The sequence below is a fragment of the Pectobacterium versatile genome (assembly GCF_020166435.1).
Classification (GTDB): domain Bacteria; phylum Pseudomonadota; class Gammaproteobacteria; order Enterobacterales; family Enterobacteriaceae; genus Pectobacterium; species Pectobacterium versatile.
In genome coordinates this window covers 17,951-35,488 of the sequence record NZ_JAINZP010000009.1, presented here as the reverse complement: position 1 = coordinate 35,488, position 17,538 = coordinate 17,951, and the positions used below count along the sequence as shown (strand labels likewise).

Below are 17,538 nucleotides of genomic sequence, written 5' to 3'. Positions count from 1 at the left end.
AGGCTAAGATGACACACGTCACTGAACCTGTTGTAAATAGCGCACCGAAGCCGATGACCCCGCTACAGGAATTCTGGCACTATTTTAAACGTAACAAAGGGGCGGTTGTTGGCATGGTGTATGTCGTGCTGATGCTGATTATCGCCATTGGTGCCAACGTACTGGCGCCGCATGCGCCCGCTGAGCAGTTCCGCGATGCGCTGCTTCGTCCGCCGGTCTGGCAAGAGGGCGGAAGCTGGCAGTTTATTCTGGGAACGGACGACGTCGGGCGTGATGTTCTGTCCCGTCTGATGTACGGTGCACGCCTGTCGCTGCTGGTCGGCTGTTTGGTCGTCGCGTTGTCGCTGGTGCTGGGGGTGATCTTCGGTCTGCTGGCCGGGTATTTCGGCGGTGTGGTCGATGCGCTCATCATGCGTGTTGTCGATATCATGCTGGCACTGCCGAGCCTGCTGCTGGCGCTGGTGCTGGTCGCCGTCTTCGGGCCTTCGATTGTGAATGCTTCGCTGGCGCTGACTTTCGTGGCGTTGCCGCACTATGTCCGTTTGACCCGTGCGGCGGTGCTGGTGGAAGTCAATCGCGACTACGTCACGGCTTCACGCGTGGCGGGAGCGAGTTCGGCACGCCAGATGTTCGTCAACATTCTTCCTAACTGCCTGGCACCGCTGATTGTGCAGGCTTCTCTCGGCTTTTCTAACGCCATTCTTGATATGGCTGCTTTGGGTTTCCTCGGTATGGGCGCACAGCCGCCAACGCCAGAGTGGGGCACCATGCTGTCGGACGTTTTGCAGTTTGCGCAAAGCGCCTGGTGGGTGGTGACGTTCCCCGGTCTGGCAATCTTACTGACGGTATTGGCGTTTAACCTGATGGGGGACGGCTTGCGTGATGCTCTCGACCCCAAACTCAAGCAGTAGTAGAGGTAGAGAGATGGCGTTGCTCAATGTAGATAAACTGTCGGTTCACTTTGGCGATGAGGATCTGCCGTTTCGTGCGGTCGATCGCATCAGCTATCAGGTGGAAGAAGGGCAGGTGGTCGGTATCGTCGGGGAATCTGGCTCCGGTAAATCCGTCAGCTCGCTGGCGATTATGGGGCTGATCGATTACCCCGGCAAAGTGATGGCCGACAAGCTGGAATTTAACCAGCGTGATTTAACGAAAATTTCTGAGAAAGAACGGCGTAATCTGGTGGGTTCTGAAGTCGCGATGATTTTCCAGGACCCGATGACCAGCCTGAACCCGTGTTACACCGTGGGCTACCAGATCATGGAAGCCATCAAGGTGCATCAGGGCGGTAATCGCAAAACCCGTCGTCAGCGAGCGATTGACCTGCTGACGTTGGTCGGGATTCCCGATCCGGGTTCGCGTCTTGACGTGTATCCGCACCAGCTTTCCGGCGGGATGAGCCAGCGCGTGATGATCGCGATGGCGATTGCCTGCCGGCCGAAACTGCTGATTGCCGATGAACCAACCACGGCGCTGGACGTGACCATTCAGGCGCAGATCATCGAACTGCTGCTCGAATTGCAGCAGCGTGAAAACATGGCGCTGATCCTGATTACGCACGATTTGGCGCTGGTGGCCGAAGCGGCACATCACATCATTGTGATGTATGCCGGGCAAGTGGTGGAATCAGGCAAAGCGGCGGATATTTTCCGCGCACCTCGTCATCCGTATACCCAGGCGCTGCTGCGTGCGCTACCGGAGTTTGCGGCGGATAAATCCCGACTGGCATCGCTGCCGGGTGTGGTACCGGGTAAATATGACCGCCCGAACGGCTGTCTGTTAAACCCGCGCTGCCCCTATGCGCAGGACCGCTGCCGTCAGGAAGAACCTGCACTGCGCGATATTCCTGGTCGTCAGGTGAAATGTCATACACCGCTCGATGATGCGGGGAGGCCAACCCTATGAGTGAACTGAACGCACCATCGCAGCCGTATTTGCTGCATGCGATTGATTTGAAAAAACACTATCCAGTGAAAAAGGGCTTTTTCGCGCCAGAGCGGATGGTGAAAGCGCTGGACGGTGTTTCCTTTACGCTGGAGCGCGGTAAAACGCTGGCGGTGGTCGGAGAATCTGGCTGTGGAAAATCCACGCTGGGTCGCCTGCTGACGATGATCGAAACTCCATCGGATGGCGAACTGTACTATCAGGGGCAGGATCTGCTGAAGCACGATCCGCAAGCGCAGAAACTGCGTCGGCAGAAGATCCAGATCGTTTTCCAGAATCCGTATGGATCGCTCAATCCACGTAAGAAAGTCGGTCAGATCCTGGAAGAACCGCTCCAGATCAACACTGAGCTGTCAAAAGCCGAACGCCGTGAAAAAGCGCTGGCGATGATGGCGAAAGTGGGGCTGAAAACGGAGCATTATGATCGCTATCCGCATATGTTCTCCGGCGGCCAGCGTCAGCGTATCGCTATCGCCCGTGGGTTGATGCTGGACCCGGACGTGGTGATTGCTGATGAGCCGGTTTCGGCGCTGGACGTGTCGGTTCGCGCACAGGTGCTGAACCTGATGATGGACTTGCAGCAGGATCTGGGGCTGTCTTACGTCTTCATCTCGCACGATTTGTCCGTTGTTGAACATATCGCTGATGAAGTGATGGTGATGTATCTGGGCCGCTGTGTCGAGAAGGGCAGTAAAGATGCCATTTTCAACAACCCGCGTCACCCGTATACGCAAGCGTTACTTTCCGCGACGCCACGCCTGAATCCAGATTTACGCCGCGAGCGCATCAAGCTGACGGGTGAGCTGCCTAGCCCACTGAATCCACCACCAGGCTGCGCGTTCAATGCCCGTTGTCAGCGCTGCTTCAGCACCTGCACCCAGTTCCAGCCGCAGCTTAAGACCTACGGTGAGCAGCAGGTTGCCTGCTTCGCTGTCGATCAGGATGAACAGGGTACTGTTATCGTCTAATGTTCCTTATCCCCCACGCGGCGTTGATAAGGCGTGGGGGAACGCGATGTGCTTCGGTGTTATCGCTGTTCTGGCGCTGTTTTTGGCTCCCAGGGTGAGGTGAAAAGTTTGTTGGGGAGTATTTTCTTGGTCATGGCTTCAAACGCGGTTTTTTCGGTCTCTTTGAGCACTCTTACACCGAGAGCGCGTATGGCGTCATTATCGTTTTCCAGCTTCAAAGGCTTCAGTTCGGTTTCAACCGACTCGTTAAACGCTTTCTCATAGTGTTCCGATTTTTTGTTATTTGTCTCTTCCCATTCATTAGGCGCTATACGCGCAACTGTTTCATGCCATGGGGCCCATTGCGAAAACCAGGACGGAAATTCGCTTTTTTCAGCGGTTTTGACTAGCGCTTCGGCCTGATGCCTGTCCTCCTCTGTGATATTTGAAACTCCAAAGAACTCCATTTCAGGGGTGATGGTGGTCAACTCAAGCTTATTTCTCAGGCTGTTCTGGTAGCCAAGGAACACTTCAATTTCATCTACATCGCGACCGGCATAAGCGCCTGCATCCAGTTGCTGAATTTTTTTTCTGGCAATATGTTCGAGTTGCTCAAGGCGAAAAACTTCCCGCCCGGTACCGAGCAGTTTGGGAAGGTCTTTATCATCCTCGCCAGATTCAATGCGGTGCGTTATTTCTGCATTTTTCATCTGATGGTAGGTAAAGATAACGCGGTCTTCACAGTTTGCAGTGGCATCGGTGGCAATAGAAAAGGTTTTTTCTCTCAGTTTGTTGTCATCGGCTAGCCGCGTCAGCCAACTGGAAATTTCATTTTTGAACGCAGGGTGATTTTTTGCAGTTTTTGTCCCATTGAGTCTGTCCAAAAAGGCGCTGAATGCGGGGGCATTTTGCTCATCGTTGAAGGCTGCCCACTTGCTCGATATCTCAGTGGTGTTCCAGGCGGCAACAGAGACGTCTAACGTCCTCTCAGCAAGCGGATTCCCTTCAGTATGCAGAGCCAGCCTCTGGGGCAAGGTGTCAGGAAGGGGGGTCAGGCGATTGTGGCTGACATCAAGTATGGTCATTCTCGGCGGTAGGGAGTCTGGCAGAGTAGTCAGTTGGTTATATCTGGCATCAAGTGTGATTATTCCCAGCGGCAGAGAGTCTGGCAGAGTGGTCAGTTGGTTATTGCTGACATAAAGTGTGATTATTCCCGATGGCAGGGAATCTGGCAGAGTGGCCAGTTGGTTATAGTTGGCGTTAAGTCTGGTTATTCCCGGCGGCAGGGAGTTTGGCAGAGTGGTCAGTTGGTTGTTGCTGACATCTAGTCTTTTTAGTTTCTGGGGCAAGGTGTCAGGCAGGGTAGTTAATTCTAAACTTTCCAAGTTCAATGAAGTTCCATTATCTTTCCAGCACGCCCGAATCCATTGTGCGGCAATGTCACGATTTTCAGCCTCTTCGTGGGGAGACGCGCATACCCACTCGTGTAGTGTTATGAGCTCCTGTGCGGCGTTGTGGTCATCTTCACTTAGCGCGAGTGCGACAGACGTGGGGGCATCATTACCACTGGGGACGATGGTGCAGACCGTCTCCCCTGTTCCGTCTAGGCGCTCAGTGACGAGCTTATTTTGGTATTCCGGAGAAAGTAGCGTCTTCAACTGCACAAAATTGAATAATCGATCCCGCGGTGAAACGTCGGTGGCAGGCTGGTAAAACTCACTCAGCAGTGCTTCAGCGTGAGTCTCATTTGACTGAGGGAACCATTCTTTCATCTTCGGCCACAATGAACAGTCGTTGGATTGATGCTGCTGGTCTCTGACGTTGTTTATGCGACTGCTGTTTATGGTTGCGTGAAAAGACACGGGGGAGGTATTGATGTAGGGCATACGTTTTCCTTTGTAAGATTCACCAGCGGCTTGCTGGCGCTGTTTTTAAATCAAAGGAATAGTTTGCTTAGCATCTTGTGGTGGGGATATCAAAAAGCGGAAGAGAGGGTGTCTGCCACGCGTCGGTGCATCATGCATAAAATTAATAGCTCAGCGCTGATCCTGCTATTTACACTCCAGCGGGTTAACATTGGGAAAAATATTGCGGTCGCGACCTATGAGCGCTCAAAAAGAAAACCCCATGTAAAAACACGGGGTTCATCATCAGTCTGAAACGGATGAATGATCGGCTGTCTTGATATCCCTTGATTAACTGTTAAAAGGTTTCCCAGTTTTGGTTGCTACTTCCTGAGCTGCTTTTATGGTTTGTCAGGGAGAGTGTCGCACTGGAGGGGGTTTTCAACGGTGGTGTAGTGCGCGATGACGATCCGCCCTCAACGGTGAAGGTTTTCATCAGCTCGACCAGATGAGCCGCTTGATCGCTCAGGCTATCGGCAGCGGAAGCGGATTGTTCAACAAGCGCGGCATTCTGCTGTGTCACCTTATCAAGCTGATTAACAGCATCATGAATCTGCGAGACGCCGGATTCTTGTTCCTGCGTGGTGACGCCAATTTCGTTAATCAGATCGGCAACGTTGCGTGCCTGACGCACCAGTTCTTCGATTGTCGTTCCTGCCTCGCTGACCAGTCTGGAACCTACCTCGACTTTCTCGACGCTGTGGCCGATCAGCTCTTTAATTTCTTTGGCTGCCGTTGCAGAACGCTGTGCCAGCGAGCGAACCTCGCCTGCCACCACGGCAAAGCCACGGCCTTGCTCACCTGCGCGAGCGGCTTCCACTGCGGCGTTAAGCGCCAGAATGTTTGTTTGGAAAGCGATGCCATCGATGACGCTAATGATGTCGCCAATTTTGTGCGAGCTGTCGGTAATTTCTTTCATAGTGATAACGATGTTGCCGACGGCTTCACCGCCTTTAGCGGCGGTATCGCTGGCAGCCTGCGCCAGTTGAGCGGCATTGCGCACCGTATCGGCATTCTGACGCACGGTCTGGCTCATTTCTTCCGTGGAGGCGGCCGTTTGTTGCAGATTAGCCGCCTGCTCTTCCGTGCGCTGGCTGAGGTCAGTACTGCCAGCGGCAATCTGGCTGGCGCCGGTTGCGATAGATTCGCTGCTCTCACGCACTTGTTCAACAATGCTGCTTAAGCTTTTGCGCATGTTATTCATAGCAAACAGCAAGCTGGTATTGTCACCTGACGCGAGTTCGACTGGTATCGCGAGATTACCTTGCGCGATTTCTTGTGTGACCTGTGTGGCATAGGCAGGTTCGCCGCCCAATTGCTTCTTGATATGGCGGGTAATAAGCCAGGCGATGCAGGCGCCGAGCAATGAGGCGATGACAGCCAGAATCAGTAATGAATTGCCATCATCGTAGGACTCTTCAACTGCACTGGCTGCTGTTTGCGTGGTGTAGTCTTTCTGCAACTGAATCATGGCGTTCAGATTGTTGAAAAGCTTGGTTTGTATGGGTTCGAGCTGGGTTTTGACCAACTCGATGGATTCGGCCTGTCTATTGCTGAGTGACAGTGCGACTGACTGGCGGCCTACTGTGGCAAATTCAGTGCGGTTTTGCTGAAGTTCGCCCAGAATATTGCGAACCTCCGGTGCCCGTAAATTTTCTTCCAACTGAGCGACAAGCTTCGTGTTTTTGGCGCTGGTGGTTTCAATCAGCTTTTGATTGTCTTCCAGAACCTTTTGCTCGGTCGCGATAAGCATACGCAACGTGGCTTTGATCGTGACGTTAAGATTATCTTTCAATTCTTGTAGCACGATGAGATTGGCAAGGTGGTGCCTGGCAAGTCTGTCGGTGGTATTACCGAGGCCAACCAGATGCATTCTGCCGAAGATTGCCACTAACAGGCCGATAATAATCACAATGGCAAAACCCGAACCGACCTGAGTACCCAGTTTCATTTTTCTTTTATTCTGCATATTATCCTCATGATTTATTTACACTATTTATTGTTATTAAGCGGATTTCCTTTTGCACGACGAGAGTGATGTATGACTGCGGTTTCTAAATCCTTCTGATGAATAACCAAGCAGTCCACTCTAGGATATCGGCATGAGCCGGGAAAACATTGATTTTAGTTGTCGACGTTGCCGCATGCTGATGAGGAAAAAAAGGAAACGCAGGGAATGGATGCTGCTGGCGGTGAAGGGATGTGAAAGTCGAGTGGGGGATGCGCGATCCATCCCCCGTGTATACTCGTCATACTCCAAGTTGCATGTGCGTTGGCAGCGTTCGTTACTCGGCTCATCCATGAGCCTCGCCCCGTTGGGGCCGCTGCAAGCAGCGTTCAAATCTGCTCCCGGCAGATTTGTCACCCGAATCACTTACTTGAGTAAGCTCATCGGGACTCGTTCTCTTGCCGCCTGCCTGAAACTCGAATTATTTAGAGTATAGAATTAGAACTGTTCCCAGTTTTGGCTATCGCTTCCCGTGCTGCTTTTAGGATTCGCGAGAGAGAGTTTGGCGCTGTCAGGCCGTTTCAACGGCGGTGCAATGTGCTGTGACGATCCGCCCTCAATGATGAAGATTTTCATCAGCTCTACCAAATGAGCAGCCTGATCGCTCAGGCTATCGGCAGCGGAGGCAGATTGCTCAACGAGCGCGGCGTTCTGCTGCGTGACCTGATCGAGCTGGTTAACGGCATCATGAATCTGCGAGACACCCGATTCTTGTTCCTGCGTGGTGACGCCAATTTCATTGATCAAGTCGGCAACGTGGCGCGCCTGACGCACCAGTTCTTCGATAGTGGTTCCCGCCTCGCCAACCAGCGTGGAACCCATTTCGACTTTTTCGACGCTGTGGCCGATCAGCTCCTTAATCTCTTTGGCGGCGGTTGCGGAGCGCTGTGCCAGTGAACGAACTTCGCCCGCTACCACGGCAAAACCACGGCCTTGCTCGCCCGCCCGTGCGGCTTCCACCGCGGCGTTGAGTGCCAGAATGTTGGTCTGGAAGGCGATACCATCGATGACGCTGATGATGTCGCCAATTTTGTGTGAACTGTCGGTAATCTCTTTCATGGTGACAACGATATTGCTGACGGCTTCACCGCCTTTAGCCGCGGTATGGCTGGCGGCTTGTGCCAACTGAGCGGCATTACGCACGGTGTCTGAGTTTTGGCGTACGGTTTGGCTCATCTCTTCCATTGAGGCGGCGGTTTGTTGCAGGTTGGCCGCCTGTTCTTCCGTGCGCTGGCTAAGGTCGGTGCTGCCAGCGGCGATCTGGCTGGCACCGGTAGCAATGGATTCACTGCTTTCACGCACCTGCTCAACAATGCTGCTCAGGCTTTTACGCATCCCGTTCATGGCGGCCAGCACACTGTGGTTATCACCGGGGCGCAGATTGACGGCTACTGCCAGATTTCCCTGCGCAACCGCCTGAGCGATCTGCGCGGCGTAGGCTACCTCGCCACCCAGCAACCCTTTGATGGTGCGGGTAATCAGTACGGAAACCAGAATACCAACAAGAACAGCAATCGCGGCGAAGAGGATCAGGGTGTTACCGTCTGAGCGTGCTTCCTGCATAGCGCTTGCCGTCATATCCAGTGTCCGTTTTTTCTGAAATTCCCGCATGCTATCCAGTGCAGCAAAAACGGGTGCCTGCGTAACCTGCATTTCATTGACCATGATCTGCACGGCACGCGCTCTTTCTTCAGGGTTTTCGGACAGGCCAAGCTCAACCGCTTTATTTACAGCATCCCGGTAAGCCGGACGTGCCTGTGTCAGGCTATCCAGCGAGTCACGTGTTTCCGGTTCAGACAAATGCTCATACAGCTTAGCCAAGGTCTCGGTATTGAGAGCAATTCGCTGATCGATCAGGCGCTTTTCTTCCTGAATGCGGTTCCTATCGTCTGTCAGCCCAATGTTACGCACTGAACGTGCTACGGCATCAAAACCGCTCTTAGCATCCTGTATCAGGATGAGGCTGGCCAGATTTTTTTCGGACAGTGATTCAATATCTTCACCCAGATCGAGTAGATGCACGCGCCCCAGAATGGCAACCATCAGACCGATGATGATGACAGAGGCGAAGCCAGTACCCAGCATCGTACCAAGCTTCATTTTTGCTATAAAATTCATAATGTTCCTTTATTATTTTTCATCGGTGATGCAGGTGCTGCCCTGTGGGTTGGGCATCTTCTATGACAGGTCAGGAATAGGGCGTACTTCTGATGACATCATGTATTGGTTGCAGGCTTGCTTAGCGGCGGCGAGGGAACCTACGGTTTCTTACCCCAGATATATTATAAAGGCAGCGTGTGGATAGTCAGGTGCGGAATATAAGAGTAAAACGGGCGTATTTTCTGGCATAAGGAGAAAAACCGCTGAATATCAGCGGTTTTCCCGTAGTGAAGCGTCGCAAGGGTGAACATAGTGACGTTTACATGGCCAGCCAAAGCGCCCAGGTGAAGAGGAACCCGGCCAACCCGAGGATAGTCGTCAGCACCGTCCAGGTGCGCAGGCCATCGGCGACGGACAGCCCCAGATATTTGGTGACGATCCAGAAACCGGAGTCATTGACGTGCGACAGACCCAGCCCGCCAAAGCAGGCAGAGAGCGTCACCAGCACCAGTTGCATCTGGTTCAGGCCGCTAACGGCCTCGCTCAGCAGGCCGCAGGTGGTGAGAATGGCGACGGTGGCTGAGCCTTGCGAGGCTCGCAGCGCCAGCGACAGAATAAAGGCGGCAGGTACCAGCGGCAGGTGAATGCTGGTCAGCGTATCCGCCAGCGCTTTACCGATGCCCGATTCCACCAACACTTTACCGAACACGCCACCGGCACCGGTCACCATAATGACCATCGCGGCGGCAGGCATGGCATCGCCCATCACACCGCTGGCTTTTTCCAGCGACCAGCCGCGACGCAGGGCAATCAGCCAGAATGCGAGTGCCAGTGCAATTAGCAGTGCCACGGCGGGAGAGCCGACCAGCGACATCACGTTACGTACCGGATGTCCGGCAGGCAGGATGGTCGCAGACACAGTGCCGAGCATAATGATGGCGATAGGAATCGCGATCAGCGCGGCGATCAGCCCAGCCGAAGGGGCTGACACGGGAGCGGTGTTCGGCGTAGCATCCTCCGACTTCGCCAATTGCAACTGTTCTAGTACTTCAACGGAAAGTGCGTACTTACGGCGGTTCATGGCTTTGGCAGCCCAGTAGCTGATAATGCCGACAGGAATCGACACCAACAGGCCAATAATGGTCAGCCAGCCGATATCTGCATTCAGCAGGCCAGCGGCGGCAACCGGGCCGGGGTGGGGCGGTAGCGCCACGTGTACGGTCAGCATCACGCCCGCGACGGGTAAACCGAATTTAATCGGAGAAACTTTAGCGACTTTCGCAAAGCCGTAAATAATCGGGGCGAGAATAATAAAGCCGACATCGAAAAAGACCGGAATACCTAAAATAAAGGCGGCGATGGTTAATGCTGCCACCATTAACCCCGGCCCCATTAATTGGGCAAAGCGGTGCGCTAAGGATTCCGCGCCGCCGGACACTTCAATCATTCTGCCCAGCATGGCACCGAGGCCGATAATAATCGCCACCGAACCGAGAATACCGCCCATGCCGGAGGTAATCACCTTCATCACTTCGCCAGTGGGAATACCGGTTGCCAAGGCAACGAGTAAACTGACAACCAGCAGGGCAACAAAGGGCTGAATTTTAAATTTAATGACCATCAGCAGCAGGAGTAATACCCCAGCGATAGCGATGCAGAGTAAGAGCGAGGTGGCCATGTTCTTATCCTCATTGATCCCGTCTTTTCAATTCAGAGGCTGAAAAGGTAGTGGGTTATTGTTTTATTTGAAGAAAAGGGTGACCTGATTCCCGCATCGGAATAATGCGGGAGCCTGACCTTTTCTCGATATTTTATAAATATGTCTCTGGTGTTTATTCTTTTATGGGAACAGCAATATTTTCCGCGATAACTTATTTCTTCAGATAGGGTTTAGCCCATCCCAATCCGTCTTCCGTTTTACCGCGTGGGTTATATTCACAGCCAACCCAGCCGGAATAATTCACGCGATCCAATTCGGCAAAGATGAACGGATAATTAATTTCCCCTTCATCGGGTTCATGTCGTGCAGGAACCGAAGCAATTTGAATATGTCCGATGCGGTCAGCCAAATCGTGAATAATTTGCGTCAGGTTGCCATCGACAATTTGCGCGTGGAAGAAATCCAGCTGGATATAAACGTTCGGCCTGTCGATCAGATTGGCTAATTCCAGCGCCTGATACTGACTGGCGAACAGGTAATTCGGTTTCACCTTCGCGCTCAGCGCCTCAATCATGATGTTGATGCCGTGCGGTGCAAACTTATCGGCGGCGTAGCGCAGGTTATCGATGAAGGTTTGCTGATAGGCAGCACGGTCTTCACCGGGCGGCACGACGCCCCCCATCACCAGCACCGAAGGGCAATTCAGTGCCAGCGCATATTCCAAGGCGTTATCGATATCCCGGCGTGCATCTTCAATACGGTCGGGCAGGGCAGAGACGCCCCATTCGCCCGCCGCAATATTGCCGGGCGCGGTATTGAACAACACCTGCTTAAGGCCATTTTCCCGCAGCTTTTCCGCCAGCAGCGGTGCCGGATATTCATAAGGAAACAGGTACTCGACCGAGGTGAAACCCGCATCGGCAGCGGCTTTAAAACGATCGAGAAACGGCACGTCAGTAAACAGCATAGAAAGATTGGCAGCAAACTTAGGCATGGTTAACTCCTCGGCTCATCAAGAGAGCTCGGTAATTTCGTCAGCGGTGAGGTAGCGAATTTTTCGATCACCGAGAATAAAAATCAGCTTGGCGGTTTCTTCCAACTCTTCCATGTTGTCCGCCGCTGCACGCAGATCCTTACCGGTGACGACGGGACCGTGATTAGCCAACAAGAACGCTTTATAGCGCGACGCCAGCTTCGCCAGATCTTCACCGAGTCGCGCATCGCCGGGGCGGTAATAAGGGACGACGGGCACTTTACCGACGCGCATCACCACATAGGGCGTGAACGGCTTGATGGCATCCTGCGTGTCCAACCCTTCCAGACAGGAGAGCGCCGTCAGATAGGTGCTGTGCAGGTGAACGATCGCTTTGCATTCGGGATCGTTACGGTAAATCGACAGGTGAAAACTGACTTCTTTCGACGGTTTATCCCCGGAGATCCACTCGCCACTCATGCTGACTTTGGACAGCCGTTCGGCATCCAGTTCGCCGAGGCAGGAGCCAGTCGGCGTTGCCAGCAGCGTGCCGTCATCCAATAACAGTGAGAGGTTGCCTGCCGAACCGGTGGCGTAGCCGCGCTGGAAAAAGGACGCGCCCAGCTTGACCATTTCCTCGCGTGCGCGTTGCTCGCGGTTCAGCGCAGCCTCAGTGCTGTGGTGTTTTTCGCTCATGCGGCAAACTCCTTTTGGGCGCGGGCAAAAAAGTCTTCATCACCGAAATTGCCGGATTTCAACGCGAGAGAGAGTGGGTGATTGGTGGAGCGCACCCACGGCACGCCGGGAGAAATTGACGGCCCGATATGGAACGCGCGGATGCCCAGCGTCTGTACCACGATGCTGGAGGTTTCACCGCCCGCGATGATGAAGCGCTGGAAACCGTTTTGCTGAAGCTGGCGGGCAACGGCGGCAAACAATTTCTCCACCGCCTGACTGCTGGCTTCCGCGCCCCAGCGCTGCTGAATTTGCGCCAGTTCATCGGGTGATGAGGTGGCGTACAGCAGCGGTGCGAGTGTGTCGTCACGGTGTGCCTTCACCCAGTCGGCCAGTTCCTGAACGTAGGCTTGCTGAGCGTCATTGCTCTCTAAGCAGCGTGCGACGTCAATCGCGCGACCTGCCGCCTGTTTCAGGTAGTGGGCGACCTGCTTGTTGGTCATCACCGAACAGGAACCGGACAGCACAACGCCTGCGCCGGACTGCGGCTTGCCTGCGTCGGTTGCGGAACCGGTTTGTGCCGCAGACTCTGCCCACTGGCGCGCCAGCCCAATCGCCAGGCCGGAGCCACCGGTGACCAGTTTCATGTCGCGCAGTGCCTCGCCCTGTGTCAGCAGGTGCTGTTCGTTCAACGTATCCAGCACCACATAGCGAACGCCTTGTTCTTTCAACTGCGTCAGACGCTGTTTGACGGCCTCTGCCCCCTGATCCATCACGGCATACGGCACCAAACCGCAGCGCCCGGCAGCCTGCTGCTCCATGACGCGCATCAGGTTGCTGTCCGTCATCGGTGTGACTGGATGATGGCGCATTCCGGATTCGGACAGCAGTTGATCCATCACGAACAGGTGACCCTGATAGACGGTTCTGCCGTTCACCGGCAGCGCCGGAGAGATGATGGTTTGCGTTTCGCCAAGCTGTTCCAACAGTGCATCGGTCACCGGACCAATGTTGCCTTTCGCGGTGCTGTCGAAGGTGGAACAATATTTAAAGTAGAACTGCTGGCAGCCCTGCTGTTGCAGCCACGCCAGCGCCTTGAGGGAATCCGCTACCGCCTGCTCCGCTGGGCAGGATCGCGACTTCAGGCTAATCACGACGGCCTGCGTCTCAACCTTAAAATCGGACGGCGGTACGCCGTTGAGCTGCACGGTCGGTAGCCCGTTGTTCACCAAAAAGCTGGCAATATCCGTGGCACCGGTAAAATCGTCGGCAATCACACCTAGCTTGATCATGGCGCCCCCTTCTTTTCTGGCAGCGTAATGCCGTTAAAAATCTTGATGACCGCGCTGTCGTCTTCTTTACCGAATCCGGCGTTGCTGGCGGCGGTAAACATGTTGAACGCGGTGGAGGCCAGCGGCAGTGGGAAATGGAGCGATTTAGCGGTGTCGGTGACCAGCCCCAGATCTTTGACGAAGATATCAACGGCAGATTTTGGCGTGTAGTCGCCATCCACCACGTGGCGCATGCGGTTTTCGAACATCCAGGAATTCCCGGCGGCGTTGGTCACCACGTCGTACATGATATCCAGCGGGATATCGGCGCGAGCGGCCAGCGCCATCGCTTCTGCACCAGCGGCGATATGTACGCCTGCCAACAACTGGTGGATGATTTTAACGGTCGCACCGAGCCCGATCTCTTCACCGATGCGGTAGACCTTGCCTGCGACGGCGTCGAGTACGGGTTTCAGTTTCTCAAAAGCCAGATCGGAGCCGGATGCCATCACCGTCATGTCACCAGCAGCGGCTTTTACCGCACCGCCGGATACGGGCGCATCCAGCATGATGAGCTGATGCTCAGCCAGACGCTGCTCGATATTTTTGGCATCCTGCGCGGAGATCGTGGAGGACACCATGACCACGGTGCCGGGCTTGAGTTTCGCTGCGACCTGCGGCTCACCGAACAGAATCCCATTCACCTGTGTGGCATTCACCACCAGCAGCACGACGGCATCCAGCTGGTCAGCGAAGGCATCAATACGCGTGTCAGCTTGCGCCGCACCCGCCTGACGTAAGCGTTCCAGCGCCTGCGGATTGATATCGACACCGTATGTCGTCAGGCCAGCGTTGATGCAGGACGCCGCAGCGCCAAAGCCCATGGAACCCAGACCGATAACGGCGACAGCATAATCAGAAGTCTTTTTCATCGTGGTTGCCTTGTTAAAATTAGTGATTTTTTGTTCTCTGGTGTTAAATATAAGGACTATCAGAACAAATTGTGGTGATTTTTATCACATAAATTAACATTGAGATCGTGATGATTCAGTGTAGCTGACCCCCGCTGAGAAGATGGTTTTCATTATTATCTTTATATATCAGTCGATTATTTCTATTTTTTCAGTGAGTGATGAGAAAGGTTGTTATGTCTGGCGTGGTTTGTAACGTGAATTTATGATAATTATCGTCATCAAACGGGGTGTTTCTCACAATATTTATCAACCCCATATTCATCAGACCAGCACAATCAAACAGGGAACGGACAGCGTGATTCCAGTAGAACGTCATCAACAGATTCTGGCGCTGATCGCCGAACGCGGCGCGGTAAGCATTAACGAACTGACCGAGCGGTTGGGCGTGTCGCATATGACGGTACGGCGCGATGTGCAAAAGTTGGAGCAGGACGGACTGCTGCTGAGCGTTTCCGGTGGCGTGCGTTCGCCTGAACGGCTGGCGATTGAGCCATCGCATCAGGATAAATCTGTGATGTTCAGCCAGCAGAAAGAGGCGATTGGCAAGCTGGCGGCGCAGCATATCCCGTTCAATAGCTGTATTTATCTGGATGCGGGCACCACGACGCTATCGCTGGCGCGTGAACTGGCCGAGCGTGACGATCTGCTGATTGTCACTAACGACTTTGCGATCGCGGCCTTTCTGATTGAGTCCAGCCAGTGTCGCATGATCCACACCGGCGGCACGCTGTGTCGGGAAAACCGATCCTGCATCGGCGAAGCGGTGGCGCAGGCGCTGCGCAACCTGTTTATCGACATCGCCTTTATCTCCGCCTCCTCATGGAGCCTGCGCGGACTGTCCACGCCGAATGAAGACAAAGTCGTGGTGAAACGCGCGGCGGTAGAAGCCAGCAGAAAACGCGTACTGCTGTGCGACACCTCAAAATACGGCCGCATCGCCACCCACCTCGCCACGCCGCTCAACGTATTCGACAGCATCATCACCGACGACGGCCTGCCCGCCGCTGCCCAAGAAGCGCTAGGTAAAATGGGGGTTGAGGTGCTGGTGGCGGGGTGAGGGGGTTGTTTATGCAAATGTTTTATAATACGAAAAGAAGAATAAGCATACTGTTAAGTATATCGATCCTAATTGCCTTGCCCCTTATCTATTATTGGCCTGCAATGGTTATTCTGACGGAAGGGAGTTCTCGCTACACGGAACAGGACACCCGACGATATGAAATGCTGACGGACGACATCATTAAAAATTGCCCGCGCATTTCTTCTCTCTATGATTTTGGCTATGCAACGATTGATGGCCCTGCGTTGGAAGTCAGCAATATTACGTTTCAAAACACCAATGACGCGACAAACATACACAGCTATCTAGCGTCGCTTGGTTTTACGCTGAGTGACACAGACACGATGGGTGAGTATTGGAAGTCTACGGATTCAGATAAAACGATACATATAGGAATCATCAACGATCCTAAAACCGTTATTGTTGATGTCATTCGAAAATAGCCCTGAGCGTGGTAGTCAGAGTGTTTAATATAACCTTATGGTTTCATACCGTTACTCTAGCCTTCATTACGATAGTGGCTGGTTATGAAACCGCTTTTGATTCGCGGCAATTTCATGCAGCATCAATCGGCTTTCGCCTGTTGTCGTCCATGTTTAGTGAAAACCTGTAAAAAAAATCCGGAAACGAAGAACATTTCGGGATTTTTATACAGTTATTGGATCGTTCAACCGATCCTTAACTGATCGGCATTACTGAAATATCAGCGGCTTTTTACATTAACAGGTTGCCCGCTATCAGTAATTACAGCGCCCGACGCAGGCGTGCCACCGCTTCATGCATTTGCTCATCCGTTGCGGTCGCAAATGACAGACGCAGCGTTGAGTAATCGATATTGTCTGGGAAGAAGAACTCGCCCGGCACGAACACAACGCCCTGCTCCAGCGTCTTCTTCAGCCATTCCGTCGTGTTGAAATCGTCCTGACGGAACTTCGCCCACAGGAACATCCCGCCCTTCGGCTGGTTGAAGGTGATCACATCACCCAGTTCCTTCTCGACCAGCTGTGCCAGCAGTTCGCCTTTGTGCTTATAGGCGTGGCGAATTTTTTCGATCTGCGTATCCAGGCGTCCCAGTCCCAGATAGCATTCCGCGACGGTCTGCGACAGCGAACTGGCATGCAGGTCGGCGGCCTGTTTGATAATCGCCACTTTATGCAGCAGCCAATCTGGCAGAATCGCCCAGCCAAGACGCAGCCCCGGAGCCAGCACTTTCGAGAAGGTAGAAGTATACAGCACGTATTCCGTGCTACCCAGTTGCTCCTGCGCCAGTTGGAACAGCGTCGGGTTGCGCTCTTCGGTGAAGCGTAACTCACCATAGGGATCGTCTTCGATAATGACAAAACCGTAGCGCTCCGCCAGTTGAATCAATTTCAGGCGACGTTCATAGCTCAGCGTCACGCCGCTCGGGTTACCGAAGTTCGGAACGATATAAACGCCTTTGATACGCTGTTTCTTCAACAGCTCTTCCAGCTCATCAACGACCATGCCGTCGGCATCGGATGACACCGACATCACCTGCGCCTGCGCCAGTTCCAGCGTTTGCAGTGCCGCCAGATAAGTCGGGCGTTCAACGACGAACACGTCGCCCGGATCGACCATCGCACGCATGATCAGGTCCAGCGCCTGCTGTGAACCGGCCGTCACGACAATATCGTCACCGCGCGTTTTTACGCCGCGTACGGCACACAGTTCGGCAATGCGATCGCGCAACACGCCGCTGCCTTCGGTTAAACCATACTGGAATGCCGTTTTCGGCTGTTCGGTAATCGCTAACTGCGTGGCCTGACTTAGCCCTTCGAAATCAAATAATGCATCTGACGGAATCCCACCAGCCAGCGAGATAATATTTTCCATCTTGCTGTGTTTCAGCAGTTCACGGATGGCAGAACTTTTTAACTGAGCGATGCGGTGCGCTAACAACCCTTCAATGGCCATCTCTTCTTAACCCTTCTACGAAACAGGCCGATAAACCGGCCCGATAACGATTCCCCCTGTCATCCTTCAAACAGCCTGCGCGTTGGC

14 protein-coding genes are annotated in these 17,538 nt (G+C 53.7%); 5 read left to right on the top strand and 9 right to left on the bottom strand.

Annotated features, from left to right (window positions below; translation table 11 throughout):
* The first annotated feature begins 8 nt into the window (after nucleotides 1-8).
* The 3 genes from dppC to dppF are packed head-to-tail and all read left to right on the top strand — an operon-like array spanning nucleotide 9 to nucleotide 2,912.
* Nucleotides 9-911, top strand: a complete 903-nt coding sequence (gene dppC, locus K7X24_RS12345) for a dipeptide ABC transporter permease DppC (protein ID WP_103943207.1) — start codon at nucleotides 9-11, stop codon at nucleotides 909-911.
* A gap of 13 nt (nucleotides 912-924) precedes the next feature.
* Nucleotides 925-1,905 (top strand): dipeptide ABC transporter ATP-binding protein, encoded by a 981-nt coding sequence (gene dppD / locus K7X24_RS12340; protein WP_095700998.1) that lies wholly within the window; start codon nucleotides 925-927, stop codon nucleotides 1,903-1,905.
* Nucleotides 1,902-2,912: a dipeptide ABC transporter ATP-binding subunit DppF gene (dppF, locus tag K7X24_RS12335; RefSeq protein WP_224555147.1), complete on the top strand. Its 1,011-nt coding sequence runs from the start codon at nucleotides 1,902-1,904 to the stop codon at nucleotides 2,910-2,912. Before dppD ends, dppF begins: the two co-directional genes overlap by 4 nt.
* Nucleotides 2,913-2,971: 59 nt before the next feature.
* On the opposite strand, the gene K7X24_RS12330 is transcribed toward dppF, so the two are convergent.
* From K7X24_RS12330 to ltnD, 8 genes are all read right to left on the bottom strand, one after another.
* On the bottom strand, nucleotides 2,972-4,777 hold the full coding sequence (locus K7X24_RS12330; protein WP_224555146.1) for an NEL-type E3 ubiquitin ligase domain-containing protein: 1,806 nt from the start codon (nucleotides 4,775-4,777) through the stop codon (nucleotides 2,972-2,974).
* A gap of 316 nt (nucleotides 4,778-5,093) precedes the next feature.
* Nucleotides 5,094-6,764: a methyl-accepting chemotaxis protein gene (locus K7X24_RS12325; protein WP_224555145.1), complete on the bottom strand. Its 1,671-nt coding sequence runs from the start codon at nucleotides 6,762-6,764 to the stop codon at nucleotides 5,094-5,096.
* A 477-nt stretch (nucleotides 6,765-7,241) separates the two neighbouring features.
* Nucleotides 7,242-8,921 (bottom strand): methyl-accepting chemotaxis protein, encoded by a 1,680-nt coding sequence (locus K7X24_RS12320; RefSeq protein WP_224555143.1) that lies wholly within the window; start codon nucleotides 8,919-8,921, stop codon nucleotides 7,242-7,244.
* A gap of 301 nt (nucleotides 8,922-9,222) precedes the next feature.
* Nucleotides 9,223-10,581 (bottom strand): GntP family transporter, encoded by a 1,359-nt coding sequence (locus K7X24_RS12315; RefSeq protein WP_224555142.1) that lies wholly within the window; start codon nucleotides 10,579-10,581, stop codon nucleotides 9,223-9,225.
* Between the two features lie 193 nt (nucleotides 10,582-10,774).
* Nucleotides 10,775-11,557, bottom strand: a complete 783-nt coding sequence (gene otnI / locus K7X24_RS12310) for a 2-oxo-tetronate isomerase (RefSeq protein ID WP_224555141.1) — start codon at nucleotides 11,555-11,557, stop codon at nucleotides 10,775-10,777.
* A gap of 18 nt (nucleotides 11,558-11,575) precedes the next feature.
* On the bottom strand, nucleotides 11,576-12,232 hold the full coding sequence (gene otnC / locus K7X24_RS12305; protein WP_224555140.1) for a 3-oxo-tetronate 4-phosphate decarboxylase: 657 nt from the start codon (nucleotides 12,230-12,232) through the stop codon (nucleotides 11,576-11,578).
* Nucleotides 12,229-13,503, bottom strand: a complete 1,275-nt coding sequence (gene otnK / locus K7X24_RS12300) for a 3-oxo-tetronate kinase (RefSeq protein WP_224555139.1) — start codon at nucleotides 13,501-13,503, stop codon at nucleotides 12,229-12,231. Before otnK ends, otnC begins: the two co-directional genes overlap by 4 nt.
* Nucleotides 13,500-14,414 carry an L-threonate dehydrogenase gene (gene ltnD, locus K7X24_RS12295; protein WP_224555138.1) on the bottom strand — a complete coding sequence of 305 codons (915 nt, stop codon included), beginning with the start codon at nucleotides 14,412-14,414 and terminating at the stop codon, nucleotides 13,500-13,502. Before ltnD ends, otnK begins: the two co-directional genes overlap by 4 nt.
* Nucleotides 14,415-14,751: 337 nt before the next feature.
* Here ltnD and ygbI point away from each other — a divergent pair, with 337 nt between their 5' ends.
* Nucleotides 14,752-15,513: a DNA-binding transcriptional repressor YgbI gene (gene ygbI, locus K7X24_RS12290; protein WP_109225580.1), complete on the top strand. Its 762-nt coding sequence runs from the start codon at nucleotides 14,752-14,754 to the stop codon at nucleotides 15,511-15,513.
* A gap of 11 nt (nucleotides 15,514-15,524) precedes the next feature.
* Complete coding sequence (locus tag K7X24_RS12285; protein WP_224555137.1) at nucleotides 15,525-15,959, top strand: hypothetical protein; 435 nt, start codon at nucleotides 15,525-15,527, stop codon at nucleotides 15,957-15,959.
* Nucleotides 15,960-16,260: 301 nt separating this feature from the next.
* On the opposite strand, the gene K7X24_RS12280 is transcribed toward K7X24_RS12285, so the two are convergent.
* Nucleotides 16,261-17,451: a PLP-dependent aminotransferase family protein gene (locus K7X24_RS12280; RefSeq protein ID WP_224555136.1), complete on the bottom strand. Its 1,191-nt coding sequence runs from the start codon at nucleotides 17,449-17,451 to the stop codon at nucleotides 16,261-16,263.
* Nucleotides 17,452-17,538: the final 87 nt, after the last annotated feature.